Source organism: Kribbella hippodromi, assembly GCF_039531045.1.
GTDB classification, from domain to species: Bacteria; Actinomycetota; Actinomycetes; order Propionibacteriales; family Kribbellaceae; genus Kribbella; species Kribbella hippodromi.
In genome coordinates, this window is record NZ_BAAAPH010000008.1 from 248,294 (window position 1) to 274,403 (window position 26,110).

The window sequence follows — 26,110 nt, forward strand, 5'->3', positions numbered from 1 at the left end:
AGATCTAGAGCATGAGACCCCGTTTGACCGATGTAGCCGAGGCCGCTGGGGTTTCGATGAAGACCGTGTCCAATGTGGTCAACGGGGCGGAGCATGTCCGGGAAGAGACTCGGCAGCGGGTGCTGGCGGCGATCGACAAGCTCGGGTACCGGCCGAACATCGCGGCGCGAAACCTCGCGCAGGGGCGGAGCGGCGTGATCGCGTTCGCCGTACCGCAGCTGGATCGGCCGTACTTCGCGTCGCTGGCCGCGCGGATGCTGGACGAGGCCGAGGCGTTCGGGTGGATCGTGCAGTTCCACCAGACCGGTGGCCGCAGGGAGGCCGAGCTTGCGTTGCTGACCGAGCGGCATCCGGCCCGGCTGGACGGGATCGTGATGAGTCCGCTCGGTCTCACCGCCGAGGACATTCAGGAACGGGACCCGGCGCTGCCGCTCGTACTGCTCGGTGAGAAGGCCGCCGCGCAACTGAACGCCGACCACGTCGGCATCGACAACCGTGAGGCCGGCCGGGTAGCTACGGACCATCTGCTGTCGCTGGGCCGGCGGCAGGTGATGGCGCTGGCGCCCGGCCCCGGCATGGACGACGAGCGGATCAACGGCTACCGCGACGCGCTGACCGCCGCCGGCCTCGGGGTCGACGAGGACCTGGTCCTGCCGACCGGTGGCCTGCGTGGCCAGGACGCCGAGCGGACCCTCGGCGACTGGCTCGACGCCGGCCACCCCGCGCCGGACGCGATCTTCACCGCCACCGACTGGCTGGCGATGGGTGCGATCCGCGCCCTCGTCCTCCGCGGGCTGCGCGTTCCCGAGGATGTCGCCGTCGTCGGCTTCGACGACATCCCCTACGACCTGGCCACGCTCCCCACCCTGACCACGGTCGCCCCCGATCGGGTCGCGATCGCCCGATTGTCACTGCAAGCCCTGCGCGATCAGCGCCCGGGCACCGAACCGGTCCGGCTCGAGGCTCCGTTCAGCCTTGTGGTCCGCGAAAGCACGGCCGGTATCGGGACTTCAGCCGGCCAGCGTGAGTGAAACGGTGGCCTTGTTGAGTACGGTGCCGAGCAGCTTCGCGTCGCGGGTCGAACCGGCGGTGGAGATCTCGGAGTCGGCAGTCGTGGTACCGGCCACGCCCACGTACCGGGTCGCGACCCAGCGGGTGTCCTTGCCGCTGCGGTAGGTGTAGACGACCGTGCTCACGCGCATCGGGCCCTGTCCGGTGGTGGATTTCATCGTCACCGTGGACGTACCGACGATGTGCAGGCCGCGGGTGCCCTTCTTCAGCGCCGCGATCTTCCGGTTCAGCGCGGTGACGGTGCTGATGTTCGGGTTGTACGAGATGTTGAACCGGATCATCCGGTTCTGCTTGGTGTCATCGAACCGCGTCTGCCAGGTGCCGAGGACAACCGACCGCCAGGTCGACGGCAGCACCGCGCTGGCGTGGTAACCCTCGCTGGAGTGGCTGAAGTACCGGGTCTTGTAGGTCACCGCGGAGCTGCTGCTCACACTGTTGCTGGAGGCAACCGCTGCCTGACTCGGCACCGCCCCGCCGACCATCAGCGCACCCGCGCCGGCCAGTGCTGCCATTCCGGTGATCATCCCGAACCGCTTCATGCTGTGTTTCCCCCTTGATCGGTGCCCGCCCCGTCTGAGCGGCACAACACCTGAGACACCGTGGCGCCGGGAAAGGTTGATTACGAATTCGTGTCGGTGGGCGAGCGGTTGACCACCCACGCGCGGGCTTGGATACTGCTGGCACCGCCGTCGGCGGGCTGTGGGGGCAGCTGTAATGGGGATGAATTCTCATGGGGATGGGGGGCTTGCCGTGCATGCCTGGAAGTTGCTTCGTGCTGCACTGATCACGGGAATCGTGGGGGCGTCGCTGGCCGTACCGGTGGCGGCGTCGGCGGACGATCCGCCGAGCACCACGGTGCAGGTCAGTCAGACGACCTTGAGTCCGGGGGAGACGTTCACGGTCACGCAGACCGTGACCAACGTCGCGGACTTCACCTTCGAGGGCGCCAAGGCGGCGCTGTACGCGAAGGATCAGACGCTGACCGACTGGCTGGAGCTGGTCAGCTGTACGGGTGCGAACTGTTTCGTTGCCGAGGGAGCGCATTTCCGCGCCTCGTTCGGTGACGTACCGGCCGGGGAGAGCCGGACGGTGGTGTGGACCCTGCGGGTGAAGGACAACCCGAAGTCCGAGCCGTTCATCCTGCGGCACCAGTTCCTGGCCGACAACTACGCGTTCGAGATCTTCTCCGGGCCGACGATCACGATCACCCCGAACACGCCGCCGGCCGCGGACCTCGCGGTCTCGATGACGGCCGCTGTCCGGAGCGCGGTCACGGCGCGGATCACGTACACGATCACCGTGCAGAACAACGGTCCGGCCGACGCGACCGGGATTCGGGTGGTGGGCGCGTACCCGGCTGGGCTCACCTACGCGGGCACGACGTGTACGCGGGTGGGTACGTCCAGGTCGGTGAACTGTGACATCGCCTCGCTGGCGAGTGGTGCGAGTACGACCCGGACGATCACTGCCGACACCGGACTGCTCACGGTCGGTGCGCTGACGGGTACGGCGCAGCGTACGGCCAGCTCACCGAGTGACCCGGTGGCAACGAACGACAAGGCGAGCCGGACGTGTACCGCGCTGACCGGGCTGATCGTGCGGTGCTGATCGAACGCTGAGGTGACAAGACGGCCGGCGGCCGCGGGTTCTCGAGTCCCGCGGTCGCCGGCTCTTTTGCGGGTTGCGTCTTGCGCCAGGGGCCAGCCTCGGTTTACCGTCCGGGTTAACGTTTAAGTGAGTGTTAGTGAGCACTTCTTCGAAACTTGGAGCAGCTATGATCAGTCGGCGGCGGTTTCTGCAGGTAACCGGTGCGGCGGTAGCCGGTTCGACCCTCGCGGCCTGTGGTGACGGCGGTGCGTCGAGCGGAGGTGCGAAGGCGTCGAGCGACCTCAAGCTGCCGACGTACAAACCGTTCGAGGGACTGCGCCCGGACCTGCCCGGGGCCGAGTCCGGCCTGGAGCCCGGCTTCCTGAAGTTCCCGGCGGACGCGGTCGCCAGCGTGAAGGCGCCGCCGCTGAAGAACGCGGTCACCGCGCTGACCGAGACGTTCGCGACGCCGCCGCCGCCGATGGGCAGCAACCCGATGTGGCAGGCGCTGAACCAGGCGCTCGGCGCCGAGTTGCGGCTCACCATCGGGACCGACCCGGGCTACCCGGAGAAGTTCGCCACGCTGCTCGCCAGCGACTCGCTGCCGGACCTGATGTGGCTGCCGCCGAACCAGGGCATCCCGAACATCGGGCCGATGCTGGAGGCGAAGTTCCAGGACCTGACCAAGTACCTGTCCGGTGACGCGGTGCTGGAGTACCCGAACCTGGCCGCGCTGAAGCCGGCCTCCTGGCGGACTGCGGTGGTGAACGGCAAGATCTGGGGCGCCCCGATCCCGTCCACGCCGTTCGGCCAGGTGATGATGGGCAACCCGAAGACCTGGGCGAAGGTCGGCGGCCTGCAGTGCAAGACCGCCGACGAGTTCTTTGCCAAGTGCAAGGAGCTCAGCAACGGCACGAACTACGCGCTCGAGCCGGCCATCGTCAACATGCTGCACATGTTCGGTGAGTGGTTCGGTGCGCCGAACACCTGGCGGGTCAACCAGGACCGGTCGCTCACCCACCTGTACGAGACCGACAACTACCGGGCCGCGGTCGAGTACGCCGCCAAGCTCTGGGCCGCGAAGGTCTTCTACCCGGACCTGAACCTGGCCGACGCCACCCCGAAGACCGTGAACGGCCAGATCGCCGCGCAGGTGGTGGTCGGCCCGCGCGCGACCGCCGATTTCCGCAACCTCGACCCGACCCTGTTCGTGGACACGATGATCCCGTTCGGCCACGACGGCAAGGCCAAGCCGGTGTACGACATGGGCTACGGCACTGTCGGGTTCACCCCGTTCAAGAAGACCGACGAGGGCCGGATCCGCGAACTGCTCGCGCTCATGGACTACCTGTCCGCGCCGTTCGGGACCAAGGAGTACCTGGTCAAGAACTTCGGCGTGCAAGGACAGCAGTACCAGCTGGACGCGAACAAGAACCCGGTGCTGACCAAGGCGGGTACGCAGCAGGCGCCGGGTCTGGTCAGCGCGCTGCAGATCATGAACGCGCCGGAGAGCGTGATCTTCAACCCGGCCTTCCCGGACGACACCAAGAAGATCTACGCGACCGAGCAGGAACTGCTGAAGTACGCGATGCGGAACCCGACCGCGGGCACGTACTCCGACACCAGCAGCAAGCTCGGCCCGAAGATCACCTCGGCGTTCCGGGACACCATCATCGACATCGTCACCGGCCGGCAGAAGATGGACGCGTACGACGCCGCGCTGAAGCGGTGGAAGTCCGGTGGCGGTGACAAGATGCGCGACGAGTTCGCCGCCGTGCTGCCGTCGAGCGTTCCGGTCACCGGGTCCTGAGTGATGCTGAAACGATCCGCTTCGAAGAAGCAGGTGAGCAGCGGTCTGCCGCTCGCCGCCAAATGGCGGCGGGACTGGCAGATGGTGCTGCTGATGATCCCCGGCGTGGTGTTCCTGCTGCTGTTCTTCTACCTGCCGGTGCTGGGCAACGTGGTCGCGTTCCAGGACTTCCAGCCGTACCTCGGCATCATGCACAGCGAGTGGAACGGCCTGCAGAACTTCCTCAGCCTGTACGACAACCCGGACTTCTGGGACGCGCTCCGGAACACGTTGCTGCTCGCCGGAGTTCAGTTGCTGCTGTTCTTCCCGGTGCCGATCGGGCTGGCGCTGATCGTCGACTCGCTGGTCAGCAACCGGCTGCGCAGATGGTTCCAGACGATCGCGTACCTGCCGCACTTCCTGTCCTGGGTGCTGGTGGTGACGCTGTTCCAGCAGTCCCTGGGCGGCGCCGGGTTCATCAACAACCTGCTCCGGCACGCCGGGCTGGACCCGATCCCGTTCATGACCAACCCGGACACCTTCCCGCTGCTCGTGGTCGCGCAGCTGATCTGGAAGGACGCGGGCTGGGCGATGATCATCTTTCTGGCCGCGCTGACCACCGTGGACGTCTCGCTGTACGAGGCGGCCGCGGCGGACGGCGCGGGGCGCTGGCGGCGGATGTGGCACATCACCCTGCCGTCACTGCGTACGGTCATCGTGCTGCTGCTGATCCTGCGGATCGGTGACATCCTCAGCGTCGGGTTCGAGCAGTTCATCCTGCAACGCGACTCGGTCGGACCGGGCGCCGCGGAAGTGCTCGACACATTCACGTACTACGCGGGTGTGGTCGGCGGCGACTGGAGCAGCGGTGCCGCGGCCGGACTGGCCAAGGGTGTGGTCGGCGCGCTGCTGCTGTGGGGCGCGAACTCGCTCGCTCACCGGCTCGGTGAGCCGGGAATCTTCCAGAGGCGCTCATGAGACCCGTATGGAAAGAGAATCCGTCGCCGGGGTACCAGGCGATCAAGGGCGTGATCCTCGGCGGGTTCGCGCTGGTGATCGTGGTACCGATCCTGGTCGTGATCTCGACGTCGCTGGCCAGCGACAAGGACATCATCGACGCCGGTGGGTACGTGCTGTGGCCGTCGCATCCGACTTTGAAGGCGTACCAGACGCTCTTCAGTGGTGGCCTGATGGGACGGGCGATCATGGTCAGCGTTTTCGTCACGCTGGTCGGTACGGCGATCGCGCTCGCGGTGACGATCGCCTTGGCGTACGCGACGTCGCGCCCGGTGCTGTTCGGGCGGCCGGTGCTGCTGATGGTGCTGTTCACACTGCTGTTCGCGCCGGGCATCATCCCGATGTTCCTGGTGGTGAAGCAGCTCGGCCTGCTGGACAGCTTGTGGTCGCTGATCCTGCCCGGGGCGCTGGGTGCGTTCAACTTCGTCGTGCTGCGGACGTTCTTCATGAACGTGCCGGGTGAGTTGCTGGAGAGTGCGCGGATCGACGGCGCGAGTGACTTCACCATCCTCCGGCAGATCATCATGCCGCTGTCCAAGGCGGTGATCGCGGTGGTCGGGCTGTTCTACGCGGTCGGGTTCTGGAACGCGTTCTTCAACGCGCTGCTGTACCTGAACGACACGTCCAAGTGGCCGGTGCAGGTGATCCTGCGGACGTACGTCCTGCAGGGCAAGTCGTTGTCGGCGGACCAGCTCGGGGTGGAACCGCTGCCGCAACCGCAGTCCCTGCAGATGGCCGTCGTGGTCGTCGCGCTGGTACCGATCGCGATGGTGTACCCGTTCCTGCAACGGCACTTCACCAAGGGTGTCATCACCGGTGCGGTCAAGGGCTGATCTGCGAGAATCTGTTCATGTCCTCACAGGCGGCCGAGCGGCCGACGTTGCGGATGGTGGCGAAGGAGGCCGGCGTCTCGGTCGCGACCGTGTCGTACGTGCTGTCCGGCCGGCATCGCAGTCACACCATCAAGGACTCCACCGCGGACCGGGTCCGGGAGGCTGCCTCCCGGCTCGGCTACCGGCGGAACGACGCGGCACGGGCGATCCGGACCGGGAAGTCCGATCTGGTGCTGCTGTCGCTCAGTTACCTCGCCGACCCGTGGTCGCAGGCAGTCGCGGCCACGGTCAGTACGGCCGTGTCGCCGCTCGGCAAGACCGCGCTGATCGTCGCGGACGGCGACTGGCGTACGGTCCTGGCGAACCGGACGCCGGATGTGATCTTCATCGACAGCATCAAACCGGAGCCGGACCAGATCGCCGAGCTGGAAGCGTTCGCGGCGCAGGGCGTGCAGATCGTGGCGTTCAGCGAAACCCTCGAGCCACAGGGTTTCGACGTGATCCGGTCCGGCGCGGAGCCGCGCTGTCATCTCGCCGTGGAGCATCTGCTCGAACGGCATGAGCGCATCGGTGCGCTGACTTCCCGGACCAACGGTTTCGCCCGCTTCGACGCGTACGTGAACACCCTCCGCGCCGCCGGCCGGCCGGTGCGGAACGAGGACATCGAGATCTTCGAGCAGCATCCGGAGGGCGCGTACCGGGCGGCGATGGCGCTGCTGACCCGGCCGGACCGGCCGACCGCGATCTACTGCACAACGGACTTCGCCGCGATCGCCGCGGTCCGGGCGGCGCACCGGCTGCGGATCGACGTACCGCGGGAGCTGGCCATCATCGGCGTCGGCAACACGCCGGAGGGGGAGCGGCTCGACCCGTCGTTGTCTACGGTCGGGCCGGTGGACTTCAACGACGCGCTGGCCCGGATCATCGTCGGCCGGCTGACCGACCGGGAGGGCGCGCCGGGCGAAGTCTTCGACTTTCCTTGGCAACTACTGGTCCGGGAGTCTTCTTGAGCGCACCGAACGTCGTCCTGATTTGCGTAGACGAGTGGCGGGGCGACGCGATGTCGTGCGCCGGGCACCCGTACGTCGAGACGCCGCATCTGGACGAGCTGGCGCGGAACGGGGTGCGGTTCAGCCGCGGGTACTCGGCAACGCCTACGTGCGTACCGGCGCGGGTCGCGTTGTTCACTGGGCAGTCGCAGGAGCGGCACGGGCGGGTCGGGTACACGGATGGGGTGCCGTTCGACGCCGCGCATCCGGTGACTGTGCAAGGTGAGTTCCGGCGGGCCGGGTATCACACGCAGGCGATCGGGAAGATGCATGTCTGGCCGGAGCGGGCGCGGCTGGGATTCGACGATGTTGTCTTGCATGACGGGTTTTTGCATCATGCGCGGCGTACGCATCGGCAGCAGTTCGGGTTCTTCGACGATTATGTGCCGTGGTTGCGGCGGCAGCCGGGGGTTTCGCCGGATGCCGAGTATTTCGATCATGGGGTGAACTGCAATTCCGTGGTCGCGCGGCCGTGGGACAAAGCCGAGGAATTGCATCCGACGTCGTGGATCGGTACCCAGACGATCGAATGGTTGTACCGGCGGGATCCGTCGCGGCCGTTCTTTTTATTCTTGTCGTTTCACCGGCCGCACCCGCCGTACGATCCGCCGGCGTGGGCGTACGACCAGTACAACGCGCTCCCGCCGTACTCCCGGGAGCTGGGGGACTGGGAAGGCGATTGGGACGAGTTCCGGCAGGACGGGGATTATCAGGCGTCGATCGGGGATCTGCCGGATCGGGTCGTGCATCGGGCCCGGGCCGGGTATTACGGGTTGATGGCGCAGATCGATTTGCAGATCAACCGGATCAGGGAAGCGCTGGTCGATTTCGGGGTGTACGACGACACGATCATCGCGTTCACGTCCGACCATGGCGAGATGATGGGCGACCACCGGATGTTCCGGAAGTCGGTGCCGTACGAAGGGTCGGCGCGGGTGCCTTTCATCGTCGCGGATCGTCCTTCCGCTGGTGGTGCATCGCGGGGTGAGGTGGTCGATCATGTCGTGGAGCTGCGGGATTTGATGCCGACGCTGCTGGATCTGGCCGGGGTGCCGGTGCCTTCGTCGGTTGATGGGCGGTCGCTGGCGCCGTACCTGCGAGGGTCGGGCGGTGGGCCGGTGCGGGAGTGGTTGCATGGTGAGCATCTGCATTTTGATCAGTCTCTACAGTGGGTGACCGACGGGAAGATCAAGTACGTGTGGGGGTCGGCGCGCGGGGTTGAGCAACTGTTCGACCTCGAGGCGGATCCGGGGGAGCTGCACAACCTGGTCTCCTCGCGGCCGGACCTTCGCTCACTGTGGCGGTCGCGGTTGATCCAGGACCTGACCGGGCGTGAAGAGGGTTTCGTCGCGGACGGCGAGCTGGTCACCGGCCGGCCTGTCACCGCGATCCTCGAACACACCAGGAACCGAATTGCACAAGCCACCGGGTGACAACTGGACAGTCGTCGACGTCGGCGAGTCCGACACCACCGTCTACCGCCGAGACAACCTGTACGCCAAGTGCTGCGCCCCCTCCGGAGTAGCCGACCTGTCCGCCGAACGAGACCGAATCACCTGGCTAGCCGGCACCGGGTTGCCCGGAGCAACAGTCGTGGACTGGCTGGAGTCGCCGATGCCCTCGGAGGGCGGCTCTGCGCTTTCGTCACACGGCGAGTCGGCCCCGCCGTCAACCGGTGCAACACCACCTCCCTGGCGCGGAGCGTCTGCGGGCGGCGCCCTCGCCTCCTCCGGCGGGGCGTGTTTGATTACTTCTGCAGTTCCTGGTGTGCCTGGTGATGCTCTGCCGCCGGAGTCCTACGAGCGGGCGATGGAGAGTCTTGGGCGGGTGTTCCGGTACCTGCATTCCCTGACCGACTGTCCGTTCGAGCGGTCGCTGGAGTCGGTTGTTGCTACCGCGACCGACGTGGTCCGCCGGGGTGCGGTGAACCCGGACTTCCTCACCGACGAATGGCGCCTGCTCGAACCCAGCGAACTCCTCGCGCAAGTGGTGGCCGAGCGCCCCTATATCGAGGAGGACCTGGAACCGGTCGTCTGTCACGGCGACGCCTGTCTCCCGAACATCTTCTTCGACCCCGAAACCCTCGAAGTCACCGGCCTGATCGACCTCGGCCGCCTCGGCCTCGCCGACCGCTACGCCGACCTCGCCCTCACCACCACCCAACTCCACGACGAATGGTCCACCGACCCAGCCCCCTTCCTGCAGGCATACGGCCTCCCCACCCCAGACCCCCGCCGCCTACACTTCCACCGCCTCCTGGACCCCCTGACCTGGGGCTGAACCTCGACCTGCAGCTGGACAGTACGTATACGTCCACTGCCCCACCCCGCAGGCGGTACCACCGGCCGGATCGAGCGGCAGTGGACATATACGTACTGTCCAGCTGCCGAGAATCGAGCTAGTGGACCGGCTGGAGGTCGTGGATGAGGGTGGTGGGTTTGCCGGCCAAGGCGGCTGGTAGGAGGCTGCGTAGGCCTGGTACTCGGAGGATGCGGAGTAGTAGCCGGCGGGCGACCAGTTCGGTGCGCGTGCGAGGGAGGAACCATCGTGCTGCCGAGCGGCCGGTCTTTTGTTTTTCCTCGACGACCGGGCGCCACACCTGCTCGTACTCACGTAGAGCGGCGTCGATCGTCGGTGCGTGGGTGAGTTTGTCCGCAAGCACGTACGCGCCCGCGATTCCCAGCGATGCACCTTGCCCGGCAAGCAGCGACACCGCGCCGCAAGCATCACCCGCCAGTACGACCCGGCCGGAACTCCACCGCGGCATCACGATCTGCGCGACCTGGTCGTAGTAGATGTCCTCGTCGCCCGGGCAGTGCGCCAGCGCCTCCGGTACGACCCAGCCGAGCCCCGCGTACGCCGACCTGATCCCCGCGCGGAGATCGCTCGGGACGGCCGGATCGGACGTCCGGTGGACCGAGAACGACGCCACCCGCCCGTCCCGCAACGCATAGAACCCGAACTGGCAGCCCATCGTGTCGGTCATGCAGAACCGTCCGCCGACCTCGTCATGAATCCCCGGCGCGTCGAAGCTGTACGCAGCAGTGTGGAAGCCGAGGAACCGCAGGTACGAATCCTCCGGCCCGAACACCAACCGGCGGACCGCGGAATGGATGCCGTCGGCACCGATCAGCACCTCCGCGTCCAAGGACGAACCATCCGCCAGCCCGACCCGTACGCCGTCCGTTTGCGGCGTCACCGCGGTGAGCGTCGCGCCGTACCGGAGGTCCACGCCGGCGGGGAGGTTCTCGCGCAGGACCTGTTCGAGGTCCGGCCGCATCACGCTGGCCAGGTCGCCCGAGGCGAACTCGCTGATGCCGATCGCGCCGCGCCGCCGGCCGTGTTCGTCGACGAAGACTGCCTCGTCCACGTGATACGCGACCTGCTCCAGCGCCGGCAGCAGGCCCATCGCGCGGATCGCGTCGTACCCGGGACCGAAGAAGTCGATCATGTACCCCTGCCGGCGCGGCGCGGGACTGCGCTCAAGAACGGTCACGTCGTGGCCGAGCGTCGACAACCGGTTCGCCAGCGCGAGCCCGGTGATTCCGGCACCACAGATGATCGCGTACATCTCACCTCACCAGCCTTCGGAGAACTGTGGTCAGGGCAGGCGACTCCGGCACCAGGCTCCGGTGCAGCAGCAGCCCGTCGATGGTCGCCGCGAGGACCGCGGCGGTCGCGGCCGGCTCGGCGACCTGATGGATCGTCAGCCAGTCGGTGACCCGGGTCCGGAAGTCCGTGACCAGGGTGGCGATCCGCTCCCGCAACTGTTCGTCGCGGGTCGCGGCCAGGTACGTCTCGGTGAACAGCAAGGACATCGGGTCCGTACCGTCGTACTGCTCGACCGAGGCCAGCATCGCATCGACACCGGCTTCGGGCGTGATCGCGGCCGTGAACAGCTCGTCGGTTGCCGCGAGCACCTGGCTCATCGCGGTGACGGCGGCCTCGGCGAGGACGTCCTGGATCGAGCTGAAGTGGTAGTGCACCACGCTCGGGGTGACGCCGGCGCGATCGGCCAGGACGCGCGTACTCACCGCGGTCCATCCGCGCTCCGGGATCAACTCCGCCGCAGCGGCCAGCAACCGCTGCCGTACTTCCTGGCCATGTTGCGCGGTCGGAGCCATTCGAAATCCTCCAGGGCGATCGTCCTGTACGATCGTCCTGATCGTACGCCGCGCAGCAGCGGCCGAGCAACCCGGCCCGGGTTACTTGCGGCCGAACTTCCACCACTTGGGCTTGTTCATCTTGATCTCGTCCGGCGTCATCGGCGGCGGTACCGGCGGCCGCGACTCCTCGGTCAGGAAGTCGCCCGACTCGGTGTCGTACGGCGTCACCCCGAGCCGCCGGCTGATCTCCATCACAATCGGGATCGACCGCGGCCCGTCGTTCAGGTAGAAGGTGATGTCACGGACCTCGACCCCCTTGCCGATCGTCATCTCGACGTCGTACTCGGGACTCCGCAACGCCAGCCAGGACGGCCGGCTGGTGTCCACTTCCGGTACCACTTCCCGCACCGTGGCCACCACGTCGGCCGCCGTCCCGACCGAAGGCGCCTGGTAATCAACCGGCATATCGTCGAGGCGCCGAACGCCCCCTGGCCCACGCACCGCATAGACAGCCCAGCTCATGCCCCCAGCATGCCAGCCTAAGGTGCCGGAAACCCGGTGCGCTGAGGAATTTGGTGCGGGATGGTGGGTGGATGGTGGAACTTGATCCGTTGATTCGGGGCTTCTATCGGGATCGGTACGTCGAGGACGACCGGCTCGTCCGGCTGGGGCACGGGCGGCTGGAGTTCGTGCGTACGCAGGAGTTGTTGCGCCGGTGGATTCCGGCCGGCGCCGACGTACTGGATGTGGGTGGGGCTACCGGTGTGCATGCGCGGTGGTTGGCGGCGGATGGGTGCCGGGTGACGTTGGTGGATCCGGTGGTGGAGCATGTGGAGAAGGCGGCTGCGGTCGGTACGTTCGGCGCGGAGGTGGGGGATGCGCGAGCGCTGCGGCAGGCGGATGCGAGTGTGGATGTGACGCTGCTGCTGGGGCCGCTGTATCACCTGGTGGAAGCTGCCGATCGGGCGCAGGCGTTGGCTGAGGCGGTTCGGGTAACGCGGCCGGGTGGAGTGGTGGTTGCTGCCGGGATCAACCGGTTTGGAGGGCTGATCGAGTGTGGCAGTAATGGCAGCTTGACCGCGGAGAGCTTGCCGCTGTTTCTGGAGGCGTTCGCGTCGGGGAAGAACGATGGGCTGCATGGATTTACCGTCGCGTACTTCCATCATGTGGATGAGCTGGGCGGAGAGCTGACCGCGGCCGGGCTCGACGCGGTCGAGGTGTTCGGGGTGGAAGGGCCGGCCGGGAATGTGCTGCAGAACGCTGCGCCGGAGTCGGTTGATTCGCTGCTTCCGGCCGCGGTGCTGCTGGCTCGGCAGACCGAATCCGACGCCAGGTTGCAGGCCGCCAGCTACCACTTCCTCGCGGTCGGGCGCCGCTGAGCGGTCGCGAAACGGTGTCAATAGCTGCAACCCGGTTTTCGGATGCTGGTCCAGGCCGTAATATCTGGCTCGGCCGGCACTGGGGGTGTACCGGCCTTTCTGGTGGATGGGTGGGACCGGCGACCGACCGGTACTGGGGAGAAACGGGAAAGTCATGGCGGACAAGCCGGCACCCAAGCCTGGGCACTTCCTCCCGGGAGGGGAAGGTGAGCAGGGCACCACTGGGGCGCAGCAGGCGAGCAGCCCCGGTGGCTCGGCTCCGCTGAGCACGCCTGGTTCGGCTCCCTTGAGTGCGCCGACGCCGCGGCTGGGTGGGGACGCCCCGCCGACGCCGCCGCAGCTGACCGGCACGCGGATCGACCCGCGCCGGACAACCCTGTCCGGTACCCGGCTCGGCCCTCCGCCGGCCGATGATCGGGCCGCGGCCGCGTACCGCGAGGTGTTCCACCCGGAGCCGATCCCGTTCGACCCGAAGAAGCGGTCCAAGGGCCTGGTCGTGATGATGGTCGTGGCCGCGCTGCTGCTCGTCGGCGGTGGCGTCACCTTCGGCGTCAAGATGCTGGCGAACTACGACGGATCGATCGCCGGCCCGCTCGGTACGCCGTCGGTCCGCTCCAGCGACGCGCCGAAGATCAACGAGCCGGCCGCCAAGGGCACCCCGGACGCGGACATCGTGGCCAAGAACCCGCTGTACGCGGCCGGGAAGATGCCGGTGGTGAAATGCCAGGAGCCGGCGTTCCGGCCGACGTCCAAGGAGAACGTCCGCTCGTACTACCAGGCGCTGACCGCGTGCATGGACAAGGCCTGGGAGCCGATCGTGACCAAGGCCGGGTTCGAGTTCCGGTCGCCGCGGCTGATCATCTTCGACGAGGGCGAGGAGACGGCGTGCGGCGTCCAGAAAGACCTCGCGCTCTACTGCCAGGACGAGGAGGGTGGCAGCGCGACGATGCCTTGGCAGAACGTGGTCGAGGACTACCCGAAGCACAAGGCCGCGATCCGCGCGCAGATGGCGCAGTCGTTCGGGTTCGTGTACGGCGTCCATGTCCAGAACCTGGCCGGGATGGCGGCGGCGTCGGACAACCTCGGTGACACCGCGGCGAACAAGGCGGCCAAGCTGGAACAGGACCGGCGCGCGGCGCTGCAGGCGTACTGCCTGGGCGGGGTGTTCTTCGGCGCGGCCCGGGCCAGCTTCCCGCTCCAGGGCGAACTGCTGAACCAGTGGAACGGTCTGATCGAGCGCGGCGGCGACGAACACGCCAAGGACAAGGTCCGCGACCACGGCTCGAGCAAGAGCCTGGCGGCGTGGATCAACCAGGGTTTCACCACCACCAACCCCGCATCCTGCAACACTTTCACCGCCGCACCCGCAAAGGTCAGCTGAGCCACGTGAAGCCGAGCCGCAGGGGACTGGGCCGGATGATGTGGAGCCTGGCGGGGTTGGGGTGGAGTGTGCGGGGGTTGGGGTGGATGGAGCTGAGCGTGATGGGAGTGGTCGGTGGCTGAGGATCGTGCTGGGGATGAGCCGCTGGTGCCGGTGCCGGCAGATGCTGGTGCTAGTGCTGTGCCCGGGCCTGGTGCCGGTGCCGGTGGTGCTGCGGTTGGCGGTGGTACTGGTGCTGGTGCTGCTGCTGCGGGTGGCGCTGGTGCCGGTGCTGCTGCGGTTGGTGCTGGTGCTGCTGCGGTTGGCGGTGGCGCGGGGTCGGTGGCTGGGTCGCAGCCGTTGGTGTTGAGTGGTGGGCAGGCGGGTGCGCTTGGGCGGGCGCGGTCGGTGGCGGTGGAGGATGCGCCGGTCCGGCGCAAAGCGCGTCCACTGCCAACTGAGCCCGGTACAACCAGCGAGTACACCGGTCCGCCGGCCGCCCCGCTGACCGACGCCCCGCGGGCCCCGCTCACCGGCACCCGCCGCGTCGGCGGCTCCCGCCCCACCGGCTGGGCCACCACCGCCTCCCGCCCAGGCACCCGATCCACCGACTGGCAGTCAACCCCATCCCGATCCACCGACTGGCAGTCAACCCCGTCACGATCCACCCCCTGGCAGACCGACCAGTCGCGGTCGACCGCTTGGCAGGCGGACGCACCGCGATCCACCGCCTGGCCCGCGGACCGGGCCCGCGCCGGCGCTCAGTACAGTGCCACGCCACCGCCGGTGAAACCCCCGCGCCAGCACTCCCGCAAGGTGGTCGGCGCCCTCACCGCGCTGGTACTGGTCATGCTCACCGGCGCAACGTTCGCCGGCGTCAAACTCATCGACTCGTACGGCAGCCGCGTCGACAACCCACTCGCACAACCGTCCGTACGCAAATCGCAAGCCCCCATCCCCACCCTCCCCGACCCCACCGTCACCGTCACAGTCCCCGGCATCCCCGACCTGGTCCGCCTGCAGAAGAACGAGCTGTACAAGGTGGGCACCATGGCCTCCGTGAACTGCAAGGAGTCCTCGAGCAAGCCCAGCACGCGAGCTGCGGTTCTTCAGTACTACCGCACGATCCTGTCCTGCTTGGACCGGGCTTGGTCGCCGATCGTCAAGAAGGCGGGGTACGACTTCCAGCCGGTGTCGTTGGTGCAGCAGGTTCGGGGGTCGAAGTCCGGTTGTACGCGAGATCTCGCTGGTGTGTTCTATTGCGAGAGCGAGCTGGCGATCAGCATCGACTGGCAGACGGATGTGGAGAACTATCGCGATGACGCGCTCGGTACCAGGATGTGGATGCTCGAAGCCGTATCCACGATTTACGGTCACCACATTCAGCATCTGACTCAGATCATGACGGCAGAACTGTCTCGTGAGGGCTGGGCGAAGTCCCCATCCGAGCGCCTCGAGTGGAACCGGCGGAGGCAGTTGCAGGCGGGCTGCCTTGGCGGTGTGTTCGTCGGAGCGAACCGGAAGTCACTCGGTCTGACAGGTGCGAAATATGAGGCCTGGGAAGAGCAGGTCAAGCTCGTGGGCGATGACAAGGGAGCACGGACGCAAGGCTCGTACAAGAACAACTGGCTCTGGATCGAAGCCGGTTTCAAGTCTGCCAACCCCGGGTCCTGCAACACGTTCAGCGCGCCTGCTGCCAAGGTCAGTTGATGGGGCGGCGGGTTGCGGCGGTCCTGGTCGGTGCCGCCGTGCTGGTGTGACTACCTCGTCGGAGCCGGTGGACATTGATCTGAGTGATGGGGTGCTGAACAACAAGCTGTACGCGGCTGGGAAGGTGCCGGCGGTGCGGTGCCTGCTGCCGCGGGCGGACCTGACGAACAAGGCGGGCATGGTCGCGTACAGCCTGAAGCACCCGCTGGCGACGAAGGACCACGGCTCCCGCCGGAACCACGCCTACTGGACCACCCGAGCCTTCGACACCACCGACCCCAACACCTGCAACACCTTCAAAGCCCCCGCGAAACGCGTCAGTTGAGTTTGAGTTTGAAGCCTTCGTGGGTGTTTTCGAAGCCTAGGTTGGTGTAGAAGTTGTGGGCCTTGGTGCGGGATTTGTCCGAGGTGAGTTGGACCAGGGTGCAGCCGCGGGTGCGGGATTCTTCGATGGCCCAGCGGATCAGGGTGGTGCCCAGGCCTTCGCCGCGGGCGGTGGTGGCTACCCGGACGGCTTCGATCAGGCCGCGGGACGAGCCGCGGCGGGAGAGGCCGGGGATGATCGTCAGCTGGAGGGTGCCGACCAGTTCGTTGTTGCGCTCGGCAACTACCAGCAGCTGGTTCGGGTCGGTGTCGATGCGGTTGAAGGCCGCCAGGTACGGGGTCAGGTCGTCGGTCGACTCGCGGGTGGCGCCGAGCTGGTCGTCGGCGATCATCGCGACGATCCCGGCCACGTCGGCGGCGGTGGCGCGGCGGATGTCCAGATCGTCGGCAATGGTGCGGTGGATGTCCAGATCGTTGACAGGCGGGTGGGTGGGACCGGTGGCGGTGTTGTCGTTCACGAGGCCCAGCATCGCAAACGGGTGAATCGGTTCAGTGGGTGGGGTAATCAGTGAACACCCGAGACGGTGATTGCCTTATGCAAACACCTTTCGGAGTGCGCCTCGCCGTCACCGGTTGTTTGCCTCCGGCATCGGAGGGTACGGGTCATACTGGACACCACTGCATCCGCCCGTGTGCCGGGGTCGTGTGCAGTCCTGCGCGGCAGCGGATGCGGGCCCAGTCCGGAAAGGTCTTCCGATGTCAGCGTTAGCTATCAATTTCACCCAACCCTTCGAAGATGCCTTCAGCAAGCTTTTGTCGTTCATCCCGAATCTGCTGGGTGGACTGGTCATCCTGGTCATCGGCTACTTCGTCGCCAAGGTGCTCGGGAAACTCGTCGGCAAACTGCTCGGCCGGGTCGGGTTCGACCAGTGGATGGAACGGGCCGGTGTCTCCGGCGTGCTGCAACGGTCCGGCACGGGGCTGACCGCGTCGGCGATGCTGGGCAAGGTCGTGTTCTGGTTCGTCTTCCTGATCAGCTTCACGATGTTCGCCTCCGCGCTCGGCGTGCCGGAGATCTCCACGTTCATGAGCGACATGCTGGCGTACATCCCGCGGATCTTCGCGGCGATCGTGATCGTCTGCCTGGCCGCGCTGTTCGCGAACTTCCTGGCCGCGATCATCCGCGGTGCCACCGGTAACGAGACGCTGGCCAAGGTCGGCCGGTACGCGATCCTGGTGTACGCCGCCTTCGCCGCGCTGACCCAGCTCGGTGTCGCGGTTCAGCTGACCGGCAACACGCTGCTGATCGTCCTGGCGGGCGCCGCGCTTGCACTCGGTCTTGCTTTCGGCCTCGGGGGCCGGGAGATGGCCGGCCGGGCGCTGAACAACGTGTTCTCCCGCGAGACGATGAACAAGTCGGCAACTGGTTCCAACGGAACCGCTTCGACGGCGACCGGCTCGAACGGTACGGCTGAGTACCCGGCGCAGGGCGGTTACCAAGGGAACTACGAGAGCGGCTACCAGCAGCCGACCCAGCCGACCCAGCCGACTCAGCCCGAGCAGCACCCGGCGCACAGCTCCGGGACCTGGTCCAACGGCAGCCAGCAGAACGGCAACTGGCAGCAGGGCCAGTAGCTAGGAGCCGATAACCAAGTAGTCGTTTCTCCTCAAGGCGGGCGGCACCCCGATCGGGTTGCCGCCCGTCGCCTGTTCTACTTCGACTTGCCAGGCTTCTCCGCCTTGTCCGTCTTCTCGGGCTTGGCGGCTTTGTCCGGGGTGCTGTCCGGTCCGGCGCGGCGGACGTCCTCGACCTTGGTCATCGCCTCGCGCAGGTCGGCCAGCCAGGTTTCGCTGTGCTGGGCGACCAGCTTCACGCACCAGCCGAGGGCGTCGCTGCGGGACCGGGCCACCCCGGCGTCCACCAGCGTGTCCAGGACCTGGCGCTCGGGCTGGCGCAGGCGGGTCATCACGGGGGCGGACAGTGAGGTGAAGACCGTGGTGGTCTCACCGCAGGTGACTCCCCAGGCGACCTTCCGCCGGGCGGCGTGCTCGAGCTCGCGGGCGATCTCGATCCGGTGCTCGCGGGTGTCCTCACGGAACTGCTTGATCCGGCCGGCTTCGGCCGCGGAGCGCTCGGCGGCGCTGACATCCTTGTCCTGCTTCGGTGCGGGAATCCGGCCGACGATCAGGATCTCGTCCCGGTCGATCGACAGCTCGGTCTCACCCTCGAACCAGTCGCCCGGCAACCGCCCGGTCAGCCAGCCCCGCACCTTCTCCTGCTCGTTCTTCGTACTCATGTAATCATGATTACATCGAAACAGGATCCGCTCAAGTCGGTCAGTGGTACCGGACGGTGTACGCGGCGTGCGCATCGCCCTGGGACAGCCCCACGTTCGATACCCCGATCACCAGCGTGTGCCGGGTGACATCGTTCCGGTAGGTCACGTACGTCGTACCAGCTGCGCCTTCGGAGCCGGTCCGCGTCCAGTGCGCGCCACCGGTCGCGGGTACGCGCTGCAGCTCGCGGACAGCAGCGGGCGTCGCGTAGTACGCCGTCCACTTCGCGTCGCCACGGCCCCAGGCGCGGACCAGGTTGTCGGACCACTGCACCGCGTTCCACGCCTTCGGCTCGTTGCTGAACCGGGCTGTGTACGCGGCGTGCCAGCCACCGGCTGACCGCAGTCCAACGTTCCTCACGCCGACTGTCAGGTTCCCGCCGCGTGCATCGTCGTGGTACGTGACGTAGATCGTCCCCGCGGCGCCTTCAACGCCAGTGCGACGCCAGTGGATGCCACCAGGCGAGGCCTGGCCGAACAGCGCGCGTGACGTACTGGTCGACGCGTAGCAGTTGGCCGCTGCGGTGTTGCCGCTACCCCATGCGCGTACGAGCCGATCGGCGTACGCCACTGCCGACACGTTCGTCACCGGTGCCATGCGGTTGCACGTGGTCGCTGTAGCAGCGCTGGCGTTGGCCGGCGCGGCGCCCGTGAGTACCAGCGGTCCGGTGACCGCGAGTGCGGTGGTGGCGCCGAGACCCATAATCTTGCGAATCATCATCGACCTCCCGAGTAAATGTGGTGCTACTCGTGGGACGCCACCTGGTCGGCGAGAGTTCGGGCTGAAACACGGTCGCAATACAAAGCCGGCCCGGGTGCGCCGGGCCGGCTGACGCGTCAGGCGGCCGGTGGAGGTGCGAAGGCGGCTCGCAGTCGCTCCTGGGCCGCGGAGCCCGCAGCTGTATGGTCCAGGCCCAGGAGAGCAGCACCTACAACAGGAGGTACGTCTACTACCCGAGGCACTGCTTTTGGTGCGTACTCGGACAGCAGCCGGGTGACGCGGTCCAGTAGGACAGAGTGGCCCGCGGTGAGTACGCCACCGCCCAGCACCACAGTGACGCGTTCGCCGAGCAGGTCGAGTCGGCGGAGTGCACTGACTGCCATCGCAACGATCTCTTCGGCCTGGTGCTGAATGATGCCAAGGGCAACGGCGTCACCAGCAGCCGCGACCTGGAAGAGCACCGGCGCTGCCTCCAGCTGCTGTTCGGCTGACAGCTCACCGAAGTGGAGTGCCTCGATCACCGCGCTGAGAGACGGCTTCCCGTAGTGCAGCGGGAGTGCAGTGAGCAGTGCGGTCGCCGGACCTCGCCCGTCCTCCGCGCGGGACGCTGACCAGAACGCCTCCTCAGCCAGCTGTGCACCGCCGCCCCAATCGCCGGTCAGCGTCCCTAGTGCAGTGAACCGAGCCGTACGTCCGTCGGGCAGCATGCCGGAGCAGTTGATGCCCGCGCCGCAGACCACTGCAACACCGCGCGGTTCATCCACTCCGGACCGCAGTAGCGCGAACGTGTCGTTGGTGACGTACACGGACTCCGCCCAGCCGCGCCGCTCGAACACACTGGTCAGCTCTTCCACCTCGACCGGTAGATCAGCGTTCGCCAGACAAGCGGAGAGCTGCTGTACCAGCGGCGCCTCTCCAACTCGCAATCCGGCCTGCGCCGCGGCTGCATGTACTAGTAGCGCCAGTCCATCCACTGCGGCCTCCGGACCGAGCTTCTGCGGTTCGAACCCGCCACCTCGTGCCGTACCGAGCACTGTGCCGTCCGCGGCGACCAGTGCGACGTCGGTCTTGCTGTTGCCGGCGTCGAAGGCGAGCACGCCGCCCGGTACTAGCGCGTCCACGACAGGTACGCCTTGTTGTGCGCGAGCAGCTTGTCCGTCAGCTCCTGCGCCAGGGAGATCTGCCCAACGAGTGGATGCGCCAGTAGCGCCTTGAACACCCGCTCCGAGCCGCCCTTGATCGCCGCCTCCAGTGCTAGTTCTTCGTACGCGGTCACATGCGCGACCAGGCCGGCGTACAACGGTTCCAGAGGTGCTACCGGCTCTGGTGTTGCACCGTCCGCGCTGACAGTCGCCGGTACTTCGATGACTGCATCGTCCGCAAGGAACGGGAGTGTGCCGTTGTTCAATGTGTTCACTACTTGTACGTCGCCAGTGTTGTTGAGCAGTGAGGACGCCAGTGCGACAGCTGCTTCCGAGTAGTACGCGCCACCGCGTTGTTCGAGCAGTGCGGGCTTCTCGTCGAGCTGTGGATCGGCGTACATGGCCAGCAGCTCTTTCTCGAGTGCAGCGACCTCAGCAGCCCGTGACGGCTTGGTGAGCAGTTCCTGCACTACGGCGTCGTGCGCGTAGTAGTAGCGCAAGTAGTAGGACGGTACGACGCCGAGCTGGCGTACTAGGTCCGGTGGTAGTACCAGGTCGTCTGACACCTCGGTCAGATGCTCAGTGAGCAGCTTCGGCAGCAGGTCCTCGCCATTGACCCGGACTGCTCGCTCCCAGGTGAGGTGGTTCAGTCCGATGTGGTCCAGCGACACTTCCTCGGGCCGTACGCCCAGCATCGCCGCGAACCGGCGCTGGAAGCCGATCGCCACGTTGCACAACCCCACTGCCTTGTGGCCGTGTGACAGCAGTGCCCGGGTCACGATGCCAACCGGGTTGGTGAAGTCGATGATCCACGCGTTCGGGTTGGTGCGCCGTACTCGCTCCGCAATGTCCAGGACCACCGGCACTGTCCGCAGTGCTTTCGCGAGACCACCTGCGCCCGTAGTCTCCTGGCCGACACAGCCGCACTCCAGCGGCCACGTCTCGTCCTCGTTGCGTGCTGCCTGTCCGCCGACGCGCAACTGGAGCAGTACGGCGTCCGCACCGTCGATCCCAGCGTCTAGATCGGAGGTGGTGATCACCCGGCCCGCATGGCCTTGCTTGGCGAAGATCCGCCGCGCCAGTCCGCCAACCAGCTCCAACCGGTCAGGCACCGGGTCGACCAGCACCAGCTCCGACACCGGCAAGGTGTCCCGCAACCGGGCGAACCCGTCGACCAGCTCGGGCGTGTACGTGGAACCGCCGCCGACGACCGTGAGTTTCATCCTTTGACCCCTGTAAGTGTGACGCCCTCGATGAAGGCCTTTTGTGCGAAGAAGAAGAGGATGATCACCGGTGCCATCACCAGCAGCGTGGCTGCCATGGTGAGGTTCCAGTTCGTGTGGTGCGCGCCCTTGAAGGACTCCAGGCCGTAGCTCAGCGTCCAGGCCGCCGGGTTCTCACTGGCGTAGATCTGCGGCCCGAAGTAGTCGTTCCAGCAGTAGAAGAACTGGAACAGCGCTACTGCCGCGATAGCCGGCTTAGCCATCGGCAGGATGATCCGGAGCAGTGCAGTGAAGTCCCCGCAGCCGTCCACCTTCGCGGCGTCGACGTAGTCCTTGGGAATCGTCAGCAGGAACTGGCGGAGCAGGAACACCGAGAACGCGTCGGTAAAGGCCATCGGGATGATCAGTGGCCAGAGTGTCCCGGACAAGTGCAGTTGCTTCGCCCAGAACAGGTACATCGGCACGATCACCACTTGTGGCGGCAGCATCATCGTGGCGATCACCAGCATCAGTACGACGTTCCGGCCGCGAAACGAGAACCGGGCCAGCGCGTACGCCACCGGGATGCTCGAAATCAACGTGAGCGCGGTGCCGAGTACCGCGTACATCAGGGTGTTCTTCCACCACGTCAGGAAGCCCGGTGTCTCCCAGACCGTACGCAGGTTCTCCCAGTGCCAGCTGTCCGGCCACAGGTTGCGGGTGAGTGCCTGCTGGTCACTCATCAGTGCGGTGAGGAAGATGAACACAAAGGGGAGTACGAAGAACAGCGCTGCCGCGATAGCGAGTGCATGTACTCCAACCCACTGGAGGAAGCGCGTACGGCGTGCTGTGCGGGCGGCCGAGGTCAACGGGACAGCGGAGGTGATAGCTGTCGCGGTCATGCCGTACTCCTTTCACTCATCGAACGCATCAGAAACCCGGTGAACACCATCGCCAGGACGAACAGCACCAGCGCGATCACGGACGCGCCGCCGGTGTCGAAGCGCTGGAAGCCCAGGTGGTACACCAGTTGCGGCAGGGTCAGCGTGGACTTCTCCGGGTAGCCGGGCTCGAACTGCTGTCCCGCGCCGCCGATCACTCCACTCGCGACTTTCCCGGCGACCAGCGGCTGCGTGTAGTACTGCATGGTCTGGATGACACCGGTGACGACGGCGAACAGGACGATCGGTGAGATGTTCGGCAGTGTCACGAACCGGAACCGCTGCCAGGCACCTGCTCCGTCCAGCGACGCCGCCTCGTACTGCTCCTGCGGTACGTCGAGCAGTGACGCCATGAAGATCACCATCAGGTCGCCGATGCCCCACAACGCCAGCATGGTCAGCGCCGGCTTCGACCAGCTGGGGTCGTTGAACCAGCCTGGTTGTGGCAGTCCGATGCTGCCGAGGATGTTGTTCACCGGGCCGGTGCCCGGGTTGAGCAGGAACGCGAACGCCATCGTCGCGGCGACCGGCGGAGCCAGGTACGGCAGGTAGAACGCGGTACGGAAGAACCCCGCGCCGGTCTTCACCTTCGTAATCAGCAGGCCGATGCCAAGACCGAACAGCACCCGGAGCGTCACCATCACGACAACCAGCCAGAGCGTGTTCCGCAGTGCGGGCCAAAAGAACGGGTAGTCGGTGAAGACGTACTGCCAGTTCTTCAGACCGGTCCATTTCGGTGGGGTGAATCCGTCGTACTTCATGAAGCTGAAGTAGACGGTCGACACCAACGGGTACAGGAAGAAGACGCTGACCCCGATCAGCCACGGTGACAGAAAGGCGAGGTTGCGCAGCGTCTCCCGGCGGTGTTTCTGCCGGAGAGTCATTTCGCCTGCGCCAGGTCTTTGTCGATCTGCGCGTCGGTCTTCGCCAACCCGGCGGTCAGGTCAGTGACCTTGCCCGCCTCGTAGGCGTAACCGAAGTCCTGCAGCGTCAATTGGTACGCGCCACCGTTCGGGCTGGCAGGTGTGGTGCTGCTCTTCGGGTGCTGGGCAATTCCGAGGAACGGCTTCAGGTCAGCGGAGAGTTTGGGCGACTTGAGCGCTTCCAGCGTCGACGGCACGTTGTGGATGGCATTCGCGAAGCTGACCACCGCGTCGGTGTCAGTGGTCATGAACTTCACCAGCTCCCAGGCCGCGTTCTGCTTCTGGCTGGTGCTGGCAATCCCGATGACGGTGCCGGACAGGTAACCCTTGCCATAGCTGTCCGCCTGCTCATCCGGTACGGGGAACGGCGCGACGCCGATATCGAGCTTCACGCCGGCGTCGCGGGCCATGCCCAGTCGCCACTCGCCGTCCATCGTCATCGCGACCTGGCCGGTGTGGAACGGGTTCTTCGCGCCGAACTCGTCGCCGAAAGTCGCGCGGTACTTCTCCAGCTTCGCGAATCCGCCGAGCTGATCGACCAGGCCCTTCTGCCATGTCAGCATGCTGCCGAAGGCCGGGTCCTTGGCCAGATTGGATTTGCCGTCGGGCGTGAAGTACGTCGGATTCCAGAGCGCCGCGAAGTGCGAGGTGGTCGATTCGTACCCGTGGAAGTTCGGCATGAAGCCGAGCTGACCGTACGTGTCGCCCTTGGGCTTGGTCAGCTTCTTCGCGACCGCGTCGAATTCGGACAACGTCTTCGGCGGCGCGGTGATCCCGGCGGCCTTGAACGCATCCTTGTTGTAGTACAGGCCGTACGCGTCGTTCAGCAAGGGCAGAGTGCAGCGTTTTCCCTGGAACTGCGTGTAGTCCTGCAACGGCTTCGGGAACGTCTTGTCCAGCTCGATCCCGGATTTGTCCAGGAACGGTTTCAGGTCACTGAAGACATTGGACGCGCAGAACGTACCGACATTGTCGGTGGTGAACGAGGACACCACGTCCGGGGCGTTCGCGCCGCCGGCCCGGAGCGCCTGCTTGATCTTGTCGTCGTTGATGTTCCCGACGACCTTGACGTGGATGTTCGGATGCTTGGTCTCGAAGGCCTTCACTCCTGCCGCGATCGCCGCGGTTTCGCTTGGGGCACTCCACCCGTGCCAGAAGGTGATGGTGACGTCTTTGGTGGCATCGTCGGTGGCCTGCGGTGCGTTCGAGGTACCGGTGCAGGCCGTCGCCAAGAGGGCGACCGCGGCGGTGCCGATGACGGCACGGGTCAGGGAGTGCATCCGTTCGTTCTCCTAGGTGATCGGTGGACCTGCGGTGTCGAAGACTTCGTCTCGGGTGGTGCTGAGGGCGGACTGCAGTGCTCCGGAGAGCACCGGGTCGGTGCTGATCGCGGTCATCAGCAACCGCGGCCGGGGGACGGACAGATCGGCGAGCTCGTCCTGGACGAGACCGCGCAGGCGTTCGCCACCGGCGGTGATGACGCCGCCGGCGAGCACGATCAGCTCCGGGTCGACGACCGCGACGATCGCGGCCAGACCGACCGCGAGGCGGTGCGCGAACTCGGCGAGGACGGTGTCGCCGGCGCCCTCGGTCTGCAGCGCGGCGACGATCGCGGCCTCGGGCGTACGCGCCTTCAGGCCGTGTGCGCGGGCCAGTTCCAGGACCGGTTCGCCACCGGCGAGCTCCTGGAAACCGCCGGCGTTGTTCCGGCCGACGTCGCGGACCAGGGGCGTACCGGGCAGCGGCATGAAGGCGACCTCACCCGCGCCGCCGGTCGCGCCACGATGCAGCCGGCCGTTGATCACGATCGCGGCGCCGATGCCTTCCTCGCCCCAGAGCAGCACGAAGTTGTCGCTGCCGACGGCGTGCCCGATCCGCTGCTCGGCGATCGCGGCCAGGTTCACGTCGTTCTCGACCTCGAGCGGTACGGCGAGCGCGGCCGCCAGTTCGTCGAGCAGATGCGGCGCGTGCCAGCCGGGCAGGTGGGTCGCGTACCGCAGCCGGCCGGTGGTCGGGTCGAACCCACCCGGCGTACCGATCGAGACCCGGTGCAGCCGTTGGCGGTCCAGGCCCGCCTCGCCGGCCGCACCGTCGATCGCCTTCAGGACCCGGTCGACGGTGCCCTTGGCGCTGCGGCCCGGCGTGGCCAGCTCGTAGTGGCCGATCACGTTGCCGGTCAGGTCCGCGACGGCGGCCCGGATCCGGGCCGGCGTCACGTCCAGCCCGGCGACATGCGCGATGCCGCCGTTGATCTCGTACAGCTGCGCGTTCGGGCCGGGCCGCCCCTCGGTGGTGCCGCTCGGGCGGACCAGGCCGGCCGCTTCCAGCCGGGCCAGCAGCTGGGACGCGGTCGGCTTGGACAGCCCGGTCAGGTTGCCCAGGGTGGTGCGGGAGAGCGGGCCCTGGCTGAGCAGCAGATCCAGGGCGGCGCGGTCGTTCATCGCGCGCAGCAGGCGCGGCGTTCCGGGTGTCGTTGCCATGAGCCAACCCTGCCTCCCTTCGCCGCTCGCGGGTACTCGCCGCGCTGATCTCGCGAACTGTTAGGAAAGTTTCCTATTAACGCGAGACCGTACGGTGGACCGGCCCGGGTGTCAATCGCCGCGCGTAAGTTAGGGTTGCC

The 26,110-nt window shown here is 66.8% G+C and carries 27 protein-coding genes; 14 read left to right on the forward strand and 13 right to left on the reverse strand.

Annotated features, from left to right (window positions below; translation table 11 throughout):
• The first annotated feature begins 11 nt into the window (after positions 1–11).
• Entirely contained in the window at positions 12–1,031 is a 1,020-nt protein-coding gene (locus tag ABD260_RS15140; protein ID WP_344234137.1) for a LacI family DNA-binding transcriptional regulator, read from the forward strand.
• Here ABD260_RS15140 and ABD260_RS15145 read toward each other — a convergent pair.
• Positions 1,011–1,610, reverse strand: a complete 600-nt coding sequence (locus ABD260_RS15145; protein WP_344234138.1) for a hypothetical protein — start codon at positions 1,608–1,610, stop codon at positions 1,011–1,013. The two genes, ABD260_RS15140 and ABD260_RS15145, sit on opposite strands and share 21 nt — an antisense overlap.
• A gap of 181 nt (positions 1,611–1,791) precedes the next feature.
• Here ABD260_RS15145 and ABD260_RS15150 point away from each other — a divergent pair, with 181 nt between their 5' ends.
• From ABD260_RS15150 to ABD260_RS15180, 7 genes are all read left to right on the forward strand, one after another.
• The gene (locus ABD260_RS15150) at positions 1,792–2,679 is read left to right on the forward strand and encodes a hypothetical protein (RefSeq protein ID WP_344234139.1); all 888 of its coding nucleotides are present in this window, start codon (positions 1,792–1,794) and stop codon (positions 2,677–2,679) included.
• A 166-nt stretch (positions 2,680–2,845) separates the two neighbouring features.
• Positions 2,846–4,468 (forward strand): substrate-binding domain-containing protein, encoded by a 1,623-nt coding sequence (locus tag ABD260_RS15155; RefSeq protein WP_344234140.1) that lies wholly within the window; start codon positions 2,846–2,848, stop codon positions 4,466–4,468.
• 3 nt (positions 4,469–4,471) lie between these two features.
• Positions 4,472–5,425: an ABC transporter permease gene (locus tag ABD260_RS15160; RefSeq protein WP_344234141.1), complete on the forward strand. Its 954-nt coding sequence runs from the start codon at positions 4,472–4,474 to the stop codon at positions 5,423–5,425.
• Complete coding sequence (locus tag ABD260_RS15165; RefSeq protein WP_344234142.1) at positions 5,422–6,297, forward strand: carbohydrate ABC transporter permease; 876 nt, start codon at positions 5,422–5,424, stop codon at positions 6,295–6,297. The genes ABD260_RS15160 and ABD260_RS15165 overlap by 4 nt, the downstream gene beginning before the upstream one ends.
• Before the next feature lie 17 nt (positions 6,298–6,314).
• Positions 6,315–7,307: a LacI family DNA-binding transcriptional regulator gene (locus ABD260_RS15170; protein WP_344234143.1), complete on the forward strand. Its 993-nt coding sequence runs from the start codon at positions 6,315–6,317 to the stop codon at positions 7,305–7,307.
• Positions 7,304–8,779, forward strand: a complete 1,476-nt coding sequence (locus ABD260_RS15175) for an arylsulfatase (RefSeq protein WP_344234144.1) — start codon at positions 7,304–7,306, stop codon at positions 8,777–8,779. Before ABD260_RS15170 ends, ABD260_RS15175 begins: the two co-directional genes overlap by 4 nt.
• Positions 8,679–9,626, forward strand: a complete 948-nt coding sequence (locus ABD260_RS15180) for a phosphotransferase (protein WP_344234145.1) — start codon at positions 8,679–8,681, stop codon at positions 9,624–9,626. Before ABD260_RS15175 ends, ABD260_RS15180 begins: the two co-directional genes overlap by 101 nt.
• A 118-nt stretch (positions 9,627–9,744) precedes the next feature.
• Here the strand turns inward: ABD260_RS15180 and ABD260_RS15185 are convergent, their stop codons facing one another.
• The 3 genes from ABD260_RS15185 to ABD260_RS15195 all read right to left on the reverse strand — a co-directional run bounded on the left by ABD260_RS15185 (position 9,745) and on the right by ABD260_RS15195 (position 11,974).
• A complete protein-coding gene (locus ABD260_RS15185) occupies positions 9,745–10,917 on the reverse strand; it encodes an FAD-dependent monooxygenase (protein WP_344234146.1) in 1,173 nt (390 codons plus the stop codon).
• 1 nt (position 10,918) lies between these two features.
• On the reverse strand, positions 10,919–11,470 hold the full coding sequence (locus ABD260_RS15190; protein ID WP_344234147.1) for a TetR/AcrR family transcriptional regulator: 552 nt from the start codon (positions 11,468–11,470) through the stop codon (positions 10,919–10,921).
• A gap of 81 nt (positions 11,471–11,551) precedes the next feature.
• On the reverse strand, positions 11,552–11,974 hold the full coding sequence (locus ABD260_RS15195; RefSeq protein WP_344234148.1) for a hypothetical protein: 423 nt from the start codon (positions 11,972–11,974) through the stop codon (positions 11,552–11,554).
• Between the two features lie 71 nt (positions 11,975–12,045).
• Here ABD260_RS15195 and ABD260_RS15200 point away from each other — a divergent pair, with 71 nt between their 5' ends.
• The 5 genes from ABD260_RS15200 (at position 12,046) to ABD260_RS15220 (ending at position 16,226) form a co-directional block, all read left to right on the forward strand.
• Positions 12,046–12,831 (forward strand): class I SAM-dependent methyltransferase, encoded by a 786-nt coding sequence (locus ABD260_RS15200; RefSeq protein ID WP_344234149.1) that lies wholly within the window; start codon positions 12,046–12,048, stop codon positions 12,829–12,831.
• A gap of 154 nt (positions 12,832–12,985) precedes the next feature.
• A complete protein-coding gene (locus tag ABD260_RS15205) occupies positions 12,986–14,212 on the forward strand; it encodes a neutral zinc metallopeptidase (protein WP_344234150.1) in 1,227 nt (408 codons plus the stop codon).
• 163 nt (positions 14,213–14,375) lie between these two features.
• Complete coding sequence (locus ABD260_RS15210; protein WP_344234151.1) at positions 14,376–14,561, forward strand: hypothetical protein; 186 nt, start codon at positions 14,376–14,378, stop codon at positions 14,559–14,561.
• A 416-nt stretch (positions 14,562–14,977) separates the two neighbouring features.
• Complete coding sequence (locus tag ABD260_RS15215) at positions 14,978–15,901, forward strand: neutral zinc metallopeptidase (protein ID WP_344234152.1); 924 nt, start codon at positions 14,978–14,980, stop codon at positions 15,899–15,901.
• A 46-nt stretch (positions 15,902–15,947) separates the two neighbouring features.
• Positions 15,948–16,226 carry a hypothetical protein gene (locus ABD260_RS15220; protein ID WP_344234153.1) on the forward strand — a complete coding sequence of 93 codons (279 nt, stop codon included), beginning with the start codon at positions 15,948–15,950 and terminating at the stop codon, positions 16,224–16,226.
• Here the strand turns inward: ABD260_RS15220 and ABD260_RS15225 are convergent.
• Positions 16,219–16,743 carry a GNAT family N-acetyltransferase gene (locus ABD260_RS15225; protein ID WP_344234154.1) on the reverse strand — a complete coding sequence of 175 codons (525 nt, stop codon included), beginning with the start codon at positions 16,741–16,743 and terminating at the stop codon, positions 16,219–16,221. The two genes, ABD260_RS15220 and ABD260_RS15225, sit on opposite strands and share 8 nt — an antisense overlap.
• A 238-nt stretch (positions 16,744–16,981) precedes the next feature.
• Between ABD260_RS15225 and ABD260_RS15230 the strand changes: the two genes are divergently transcribed.
• Positions 16,982–17,860, forward strand: a complete 879-nt coding sequence (locus tag ABD260_RS15230) for a mechanosensitive ion channel family protein (protein WP_344234155.1) — start codon at positions 16,982–16,984, stop codon at positions 17,858–17,860.
• 77 nt (positions 17,861–17,937) lie between these two features.
• Here the strand turns inward: ABD260_RS15230 and ABD260_RS15235 are convergent, their stop codons facing one another.
• The 8 genes from ABD260_RS15235 to ABD260_RS15270 all read right to left on the reverse strand — a co-directional run bounded on the left by ABD260_RS15235 (position 17,938) and on the right by ABD260_RS15270 (position 25,970).
• Positions 17,938–18,522, reverse strand: a complete 585-nt coding sequence (locus tag ABD260_RS15235) for a hypothetical protein (RefSeq protein ID WP_344234156.1) — start codon at positions 18,520–18,522, stop codon at positions 17,938–17,940.
• A 40-nt stretch (positions 18,523–18,562) separates the two neighbouring features.
• A complete protein-coding gene (locus ABD260_RS15240; protein ID WP_344234157.1) occupies positions 18,563–19,279 on the reverse strand; it encodes a hypothetical protein in 717 nt (238 codons plus the stop codon).
• A 119-nt stretch (positions 19,280–19,398) separates the two neighbouring features.
• A complete protein-coding gene (locus ABD260_RS15245; RefSeq protein WP_344234158.1) occupies positions 19,399–20,403 on the reverse strand; it encodes an N-acetylglucosamine kinase in 1,005 nt (334 codons plus the stop codon).
• Entirely contained in the window at positions 20,391–21,647 is a 1,257-nt protein-coding gene (locus tag ABD260_RS15250) for a 6-phospho-beta-glucosidase (protein WP_344234159.1), read from the reverse strand. The genes ABD260_RS15245 and ABD260_RS15250 overlap by 13 nt, the downstream gene beginning before the upstream one ends.
• Positions 21,644–22,528, reverse strand: a complete 885-nt coding sequence (locus ABD260_RS15255) for a carbohydrate ABC transporter permease (protein ID WP_344234160.1) — start codon at positions 22,526–22,528, stop codon at positions 21,644–21,646. The genes ABD260_RS15250 and ABD260_RS15255 overlap by 4 nt, the downstream gene beginning before the upstream one ends.
• Positions 22,525–23,451 carry a carbohydrate ABC transporter permease gene (locus ABD260_RS15260; protein WP_344234161.1) on the reverse strand — a complete coding sequence of 309 codons (927 nt, stop codon included), beginning with the start codon at positions 23,449–23,451 and terminating at the stop codon, positions 22,525–22,527. The genes ABD260_RS15255 and ABD260_RS15260 overlap by 4 nt, the downstream gene beginning before the upstream one ends.
• Positions 23,448–24,770 carry an ABC transporter substrate-binding protein gene (locus ABD260_RS15265; protein ID WP_344234162.1) on the reverse strand — a complete coding sequence of 441 codons (1,323 nt, stop codon included), beginning with the start codon at positions 24,768–24,770 and terminating at the stop codon, positions 23,448–23,450. Before ABD260_RS15265 ends, ABD260_RS15260 begins: the two co-directional genes overlap by 4 nt.
• A 12-nt stretch (positions 24,771–24,782) precedes the next feature.
• Complete coding sequence (locus ABD260_RS15270; protein ID WP_344234163.1) at positions 24,783–25,970, reverse strand: ROK family transcriptional regulator; 1,188 nt, start codon at positions 25,968–25,970, stop codon at positions 24,783–24,785.
• Positions 25,971–26,110 lie beyond the last annotated feature (140 nt).

Bases quoted from the DNA above. Each gene is read 5' to 3' on its own strand.
- ABD260_RS15140 (WP_344234137.1), top strand. From the start codon at position 12: ATGAGACCCCGTTTGACCGATGTAGCCGAGGCCGCTGGGGTTTCGATG.
- ABD260_RS15150 (WP_344234139.1), top strand. From the start codon at position 1,792: ATGAATTCTCATGGGGATGGGGGGCTTGCCGTGCATGCCTGGAAGTTG.
- ABD260_RS15185 (WP_344234146.1), bottom strand. From the start codon at position 10,917: ATGTACGCGATCATCTGTGGTGCCGGAATCACCGGGCTCGCGCTGGCG.
- ABD260_RS15265 (WP_344234162.1), bottom strand. From the start codon at position 24,770: ATGCACTCCCTGACCCGTGCCGTCATCGGCACCGCCGCGGTCGCCCTC.
- ABD260_RS15260 (WP_344234161.1), bottom strand. From the start codon at position 23,451: ATGACTCTCCGGCAGAAACACCGCCGGGAGACGCTGCGCAACCTCGCC.
- ABD260_RS15160 (WP_344234141.1), top strand. From the start codon at position 4,472: ATGCTGAAACGATCCGCTTCGAAGAAGCAGGTGAGCAGCGGTCTGCCG.
- ABD260_RS15155 (WP_344234140.1), top strand. From the start codon at position 2,846: ATGATCAGTCGGCGGCGGTTTCTGCAGGTAACCGGTGCGGCGGTAGCC.
- ABD260_RS15205 (WP_344234150.1), top strand. From the start codon at position 12,986: ATGGCGGACAAGCCGGCACCCAAGCCTGGGCACTTCCTCCCGGGAGGG.
- ABD260_RS15250 (WP_344234159.1), bottom strand. From the start codon at position 21,647: ATGAAACTCACGGTCGTCGGCGGCGGTTCCACGTACACGCCCGAGCTG.
- ABD260_RS15240 (WP_344234157.1), bottom strand. From the start codon at position 19,279: ATGATTCGCAAGATTATGGGTCTCGGCGCCACCACCGCACTCGCGGTC.
- ABD260_RS15235 (WP_344234156.1), bottom strand. From the start codon at position 18,522: ATGAGTACGAAGAACGAGCAGGAGAAGGTGCGGGGCTGGCTGACCGGG.
- ABD260_RS15200 (WP_344234149.1), top strand. From the start codon at position 12,046: ATGGTGGAACTTGATCCGTTGATTCGGGGCTTCTATCGGGATCGGTAC.
- ABD260_RS15145 (WP_344234138.1), bottom strand. From the start codon at position 1,610: ATGAAGCGGTTCGGGATGATCACCGGAATGGCAGCACTGGCCGGCGCG.
- ABD260_RS15230 (WP_344234155.1), top strand. From the start codon at position 16,982: ATGTCAGCGTTAGCTATCAATTTCACCCAACCCTTCGAAGATGCCTTC.
- ABD260_RS15270 (WP_344234163.1), bottom strand. From the start codon at position 25,970: ATGGCAACGACACCCGGAACGCCGCGCCTGCTGCGCGCGATGAACGAC.
- ABD260_RS15210 (WP_344234151.1), top strand. From the start codon at position 14,376: ATGCTGGTGCTAGTGCTGTGCCCGGGCCTGGTGCCGGTGCCGGTGGTG.
- ABD260_RS15190 (WP_344234147.1), bottom strand. From the start codon at position 11,470: ATGGCTCCGACCGCGCAACATGGCCAGGAAGTACGGCAGCGGTTGCTG.
- ABD260_RS15255 (WP_344234160.1), bottom strand. From the start codon at position 22,528: ATGACCGCGACAGCTATCACCTCCGCTGTCCCGTTGACCTCGGCCGCC.
- ABD260_RS15195 (WP_344234148.1), bottom strand. From the start codon at position 11,974: ATGAGCTGGGCTGTCTATGCGGTGCGTGGGCCAGGGGGCGTTCGGCGC.
- ABD260_RS15165 (WP_344234142.1), top strand. From the start codon at position 5,422: ATGAGACCCGTATGGAAAGAGAATCCGTCGCCGGGGTACCAGGCGATC.
- ABD260_RS15170 (WP_344234143.1), top strand. From the start codon at position 6,315: ATGTCCTCACAGGCGGCCGAGCGGCCGACGTTGCGGATGGTGGCGAAG.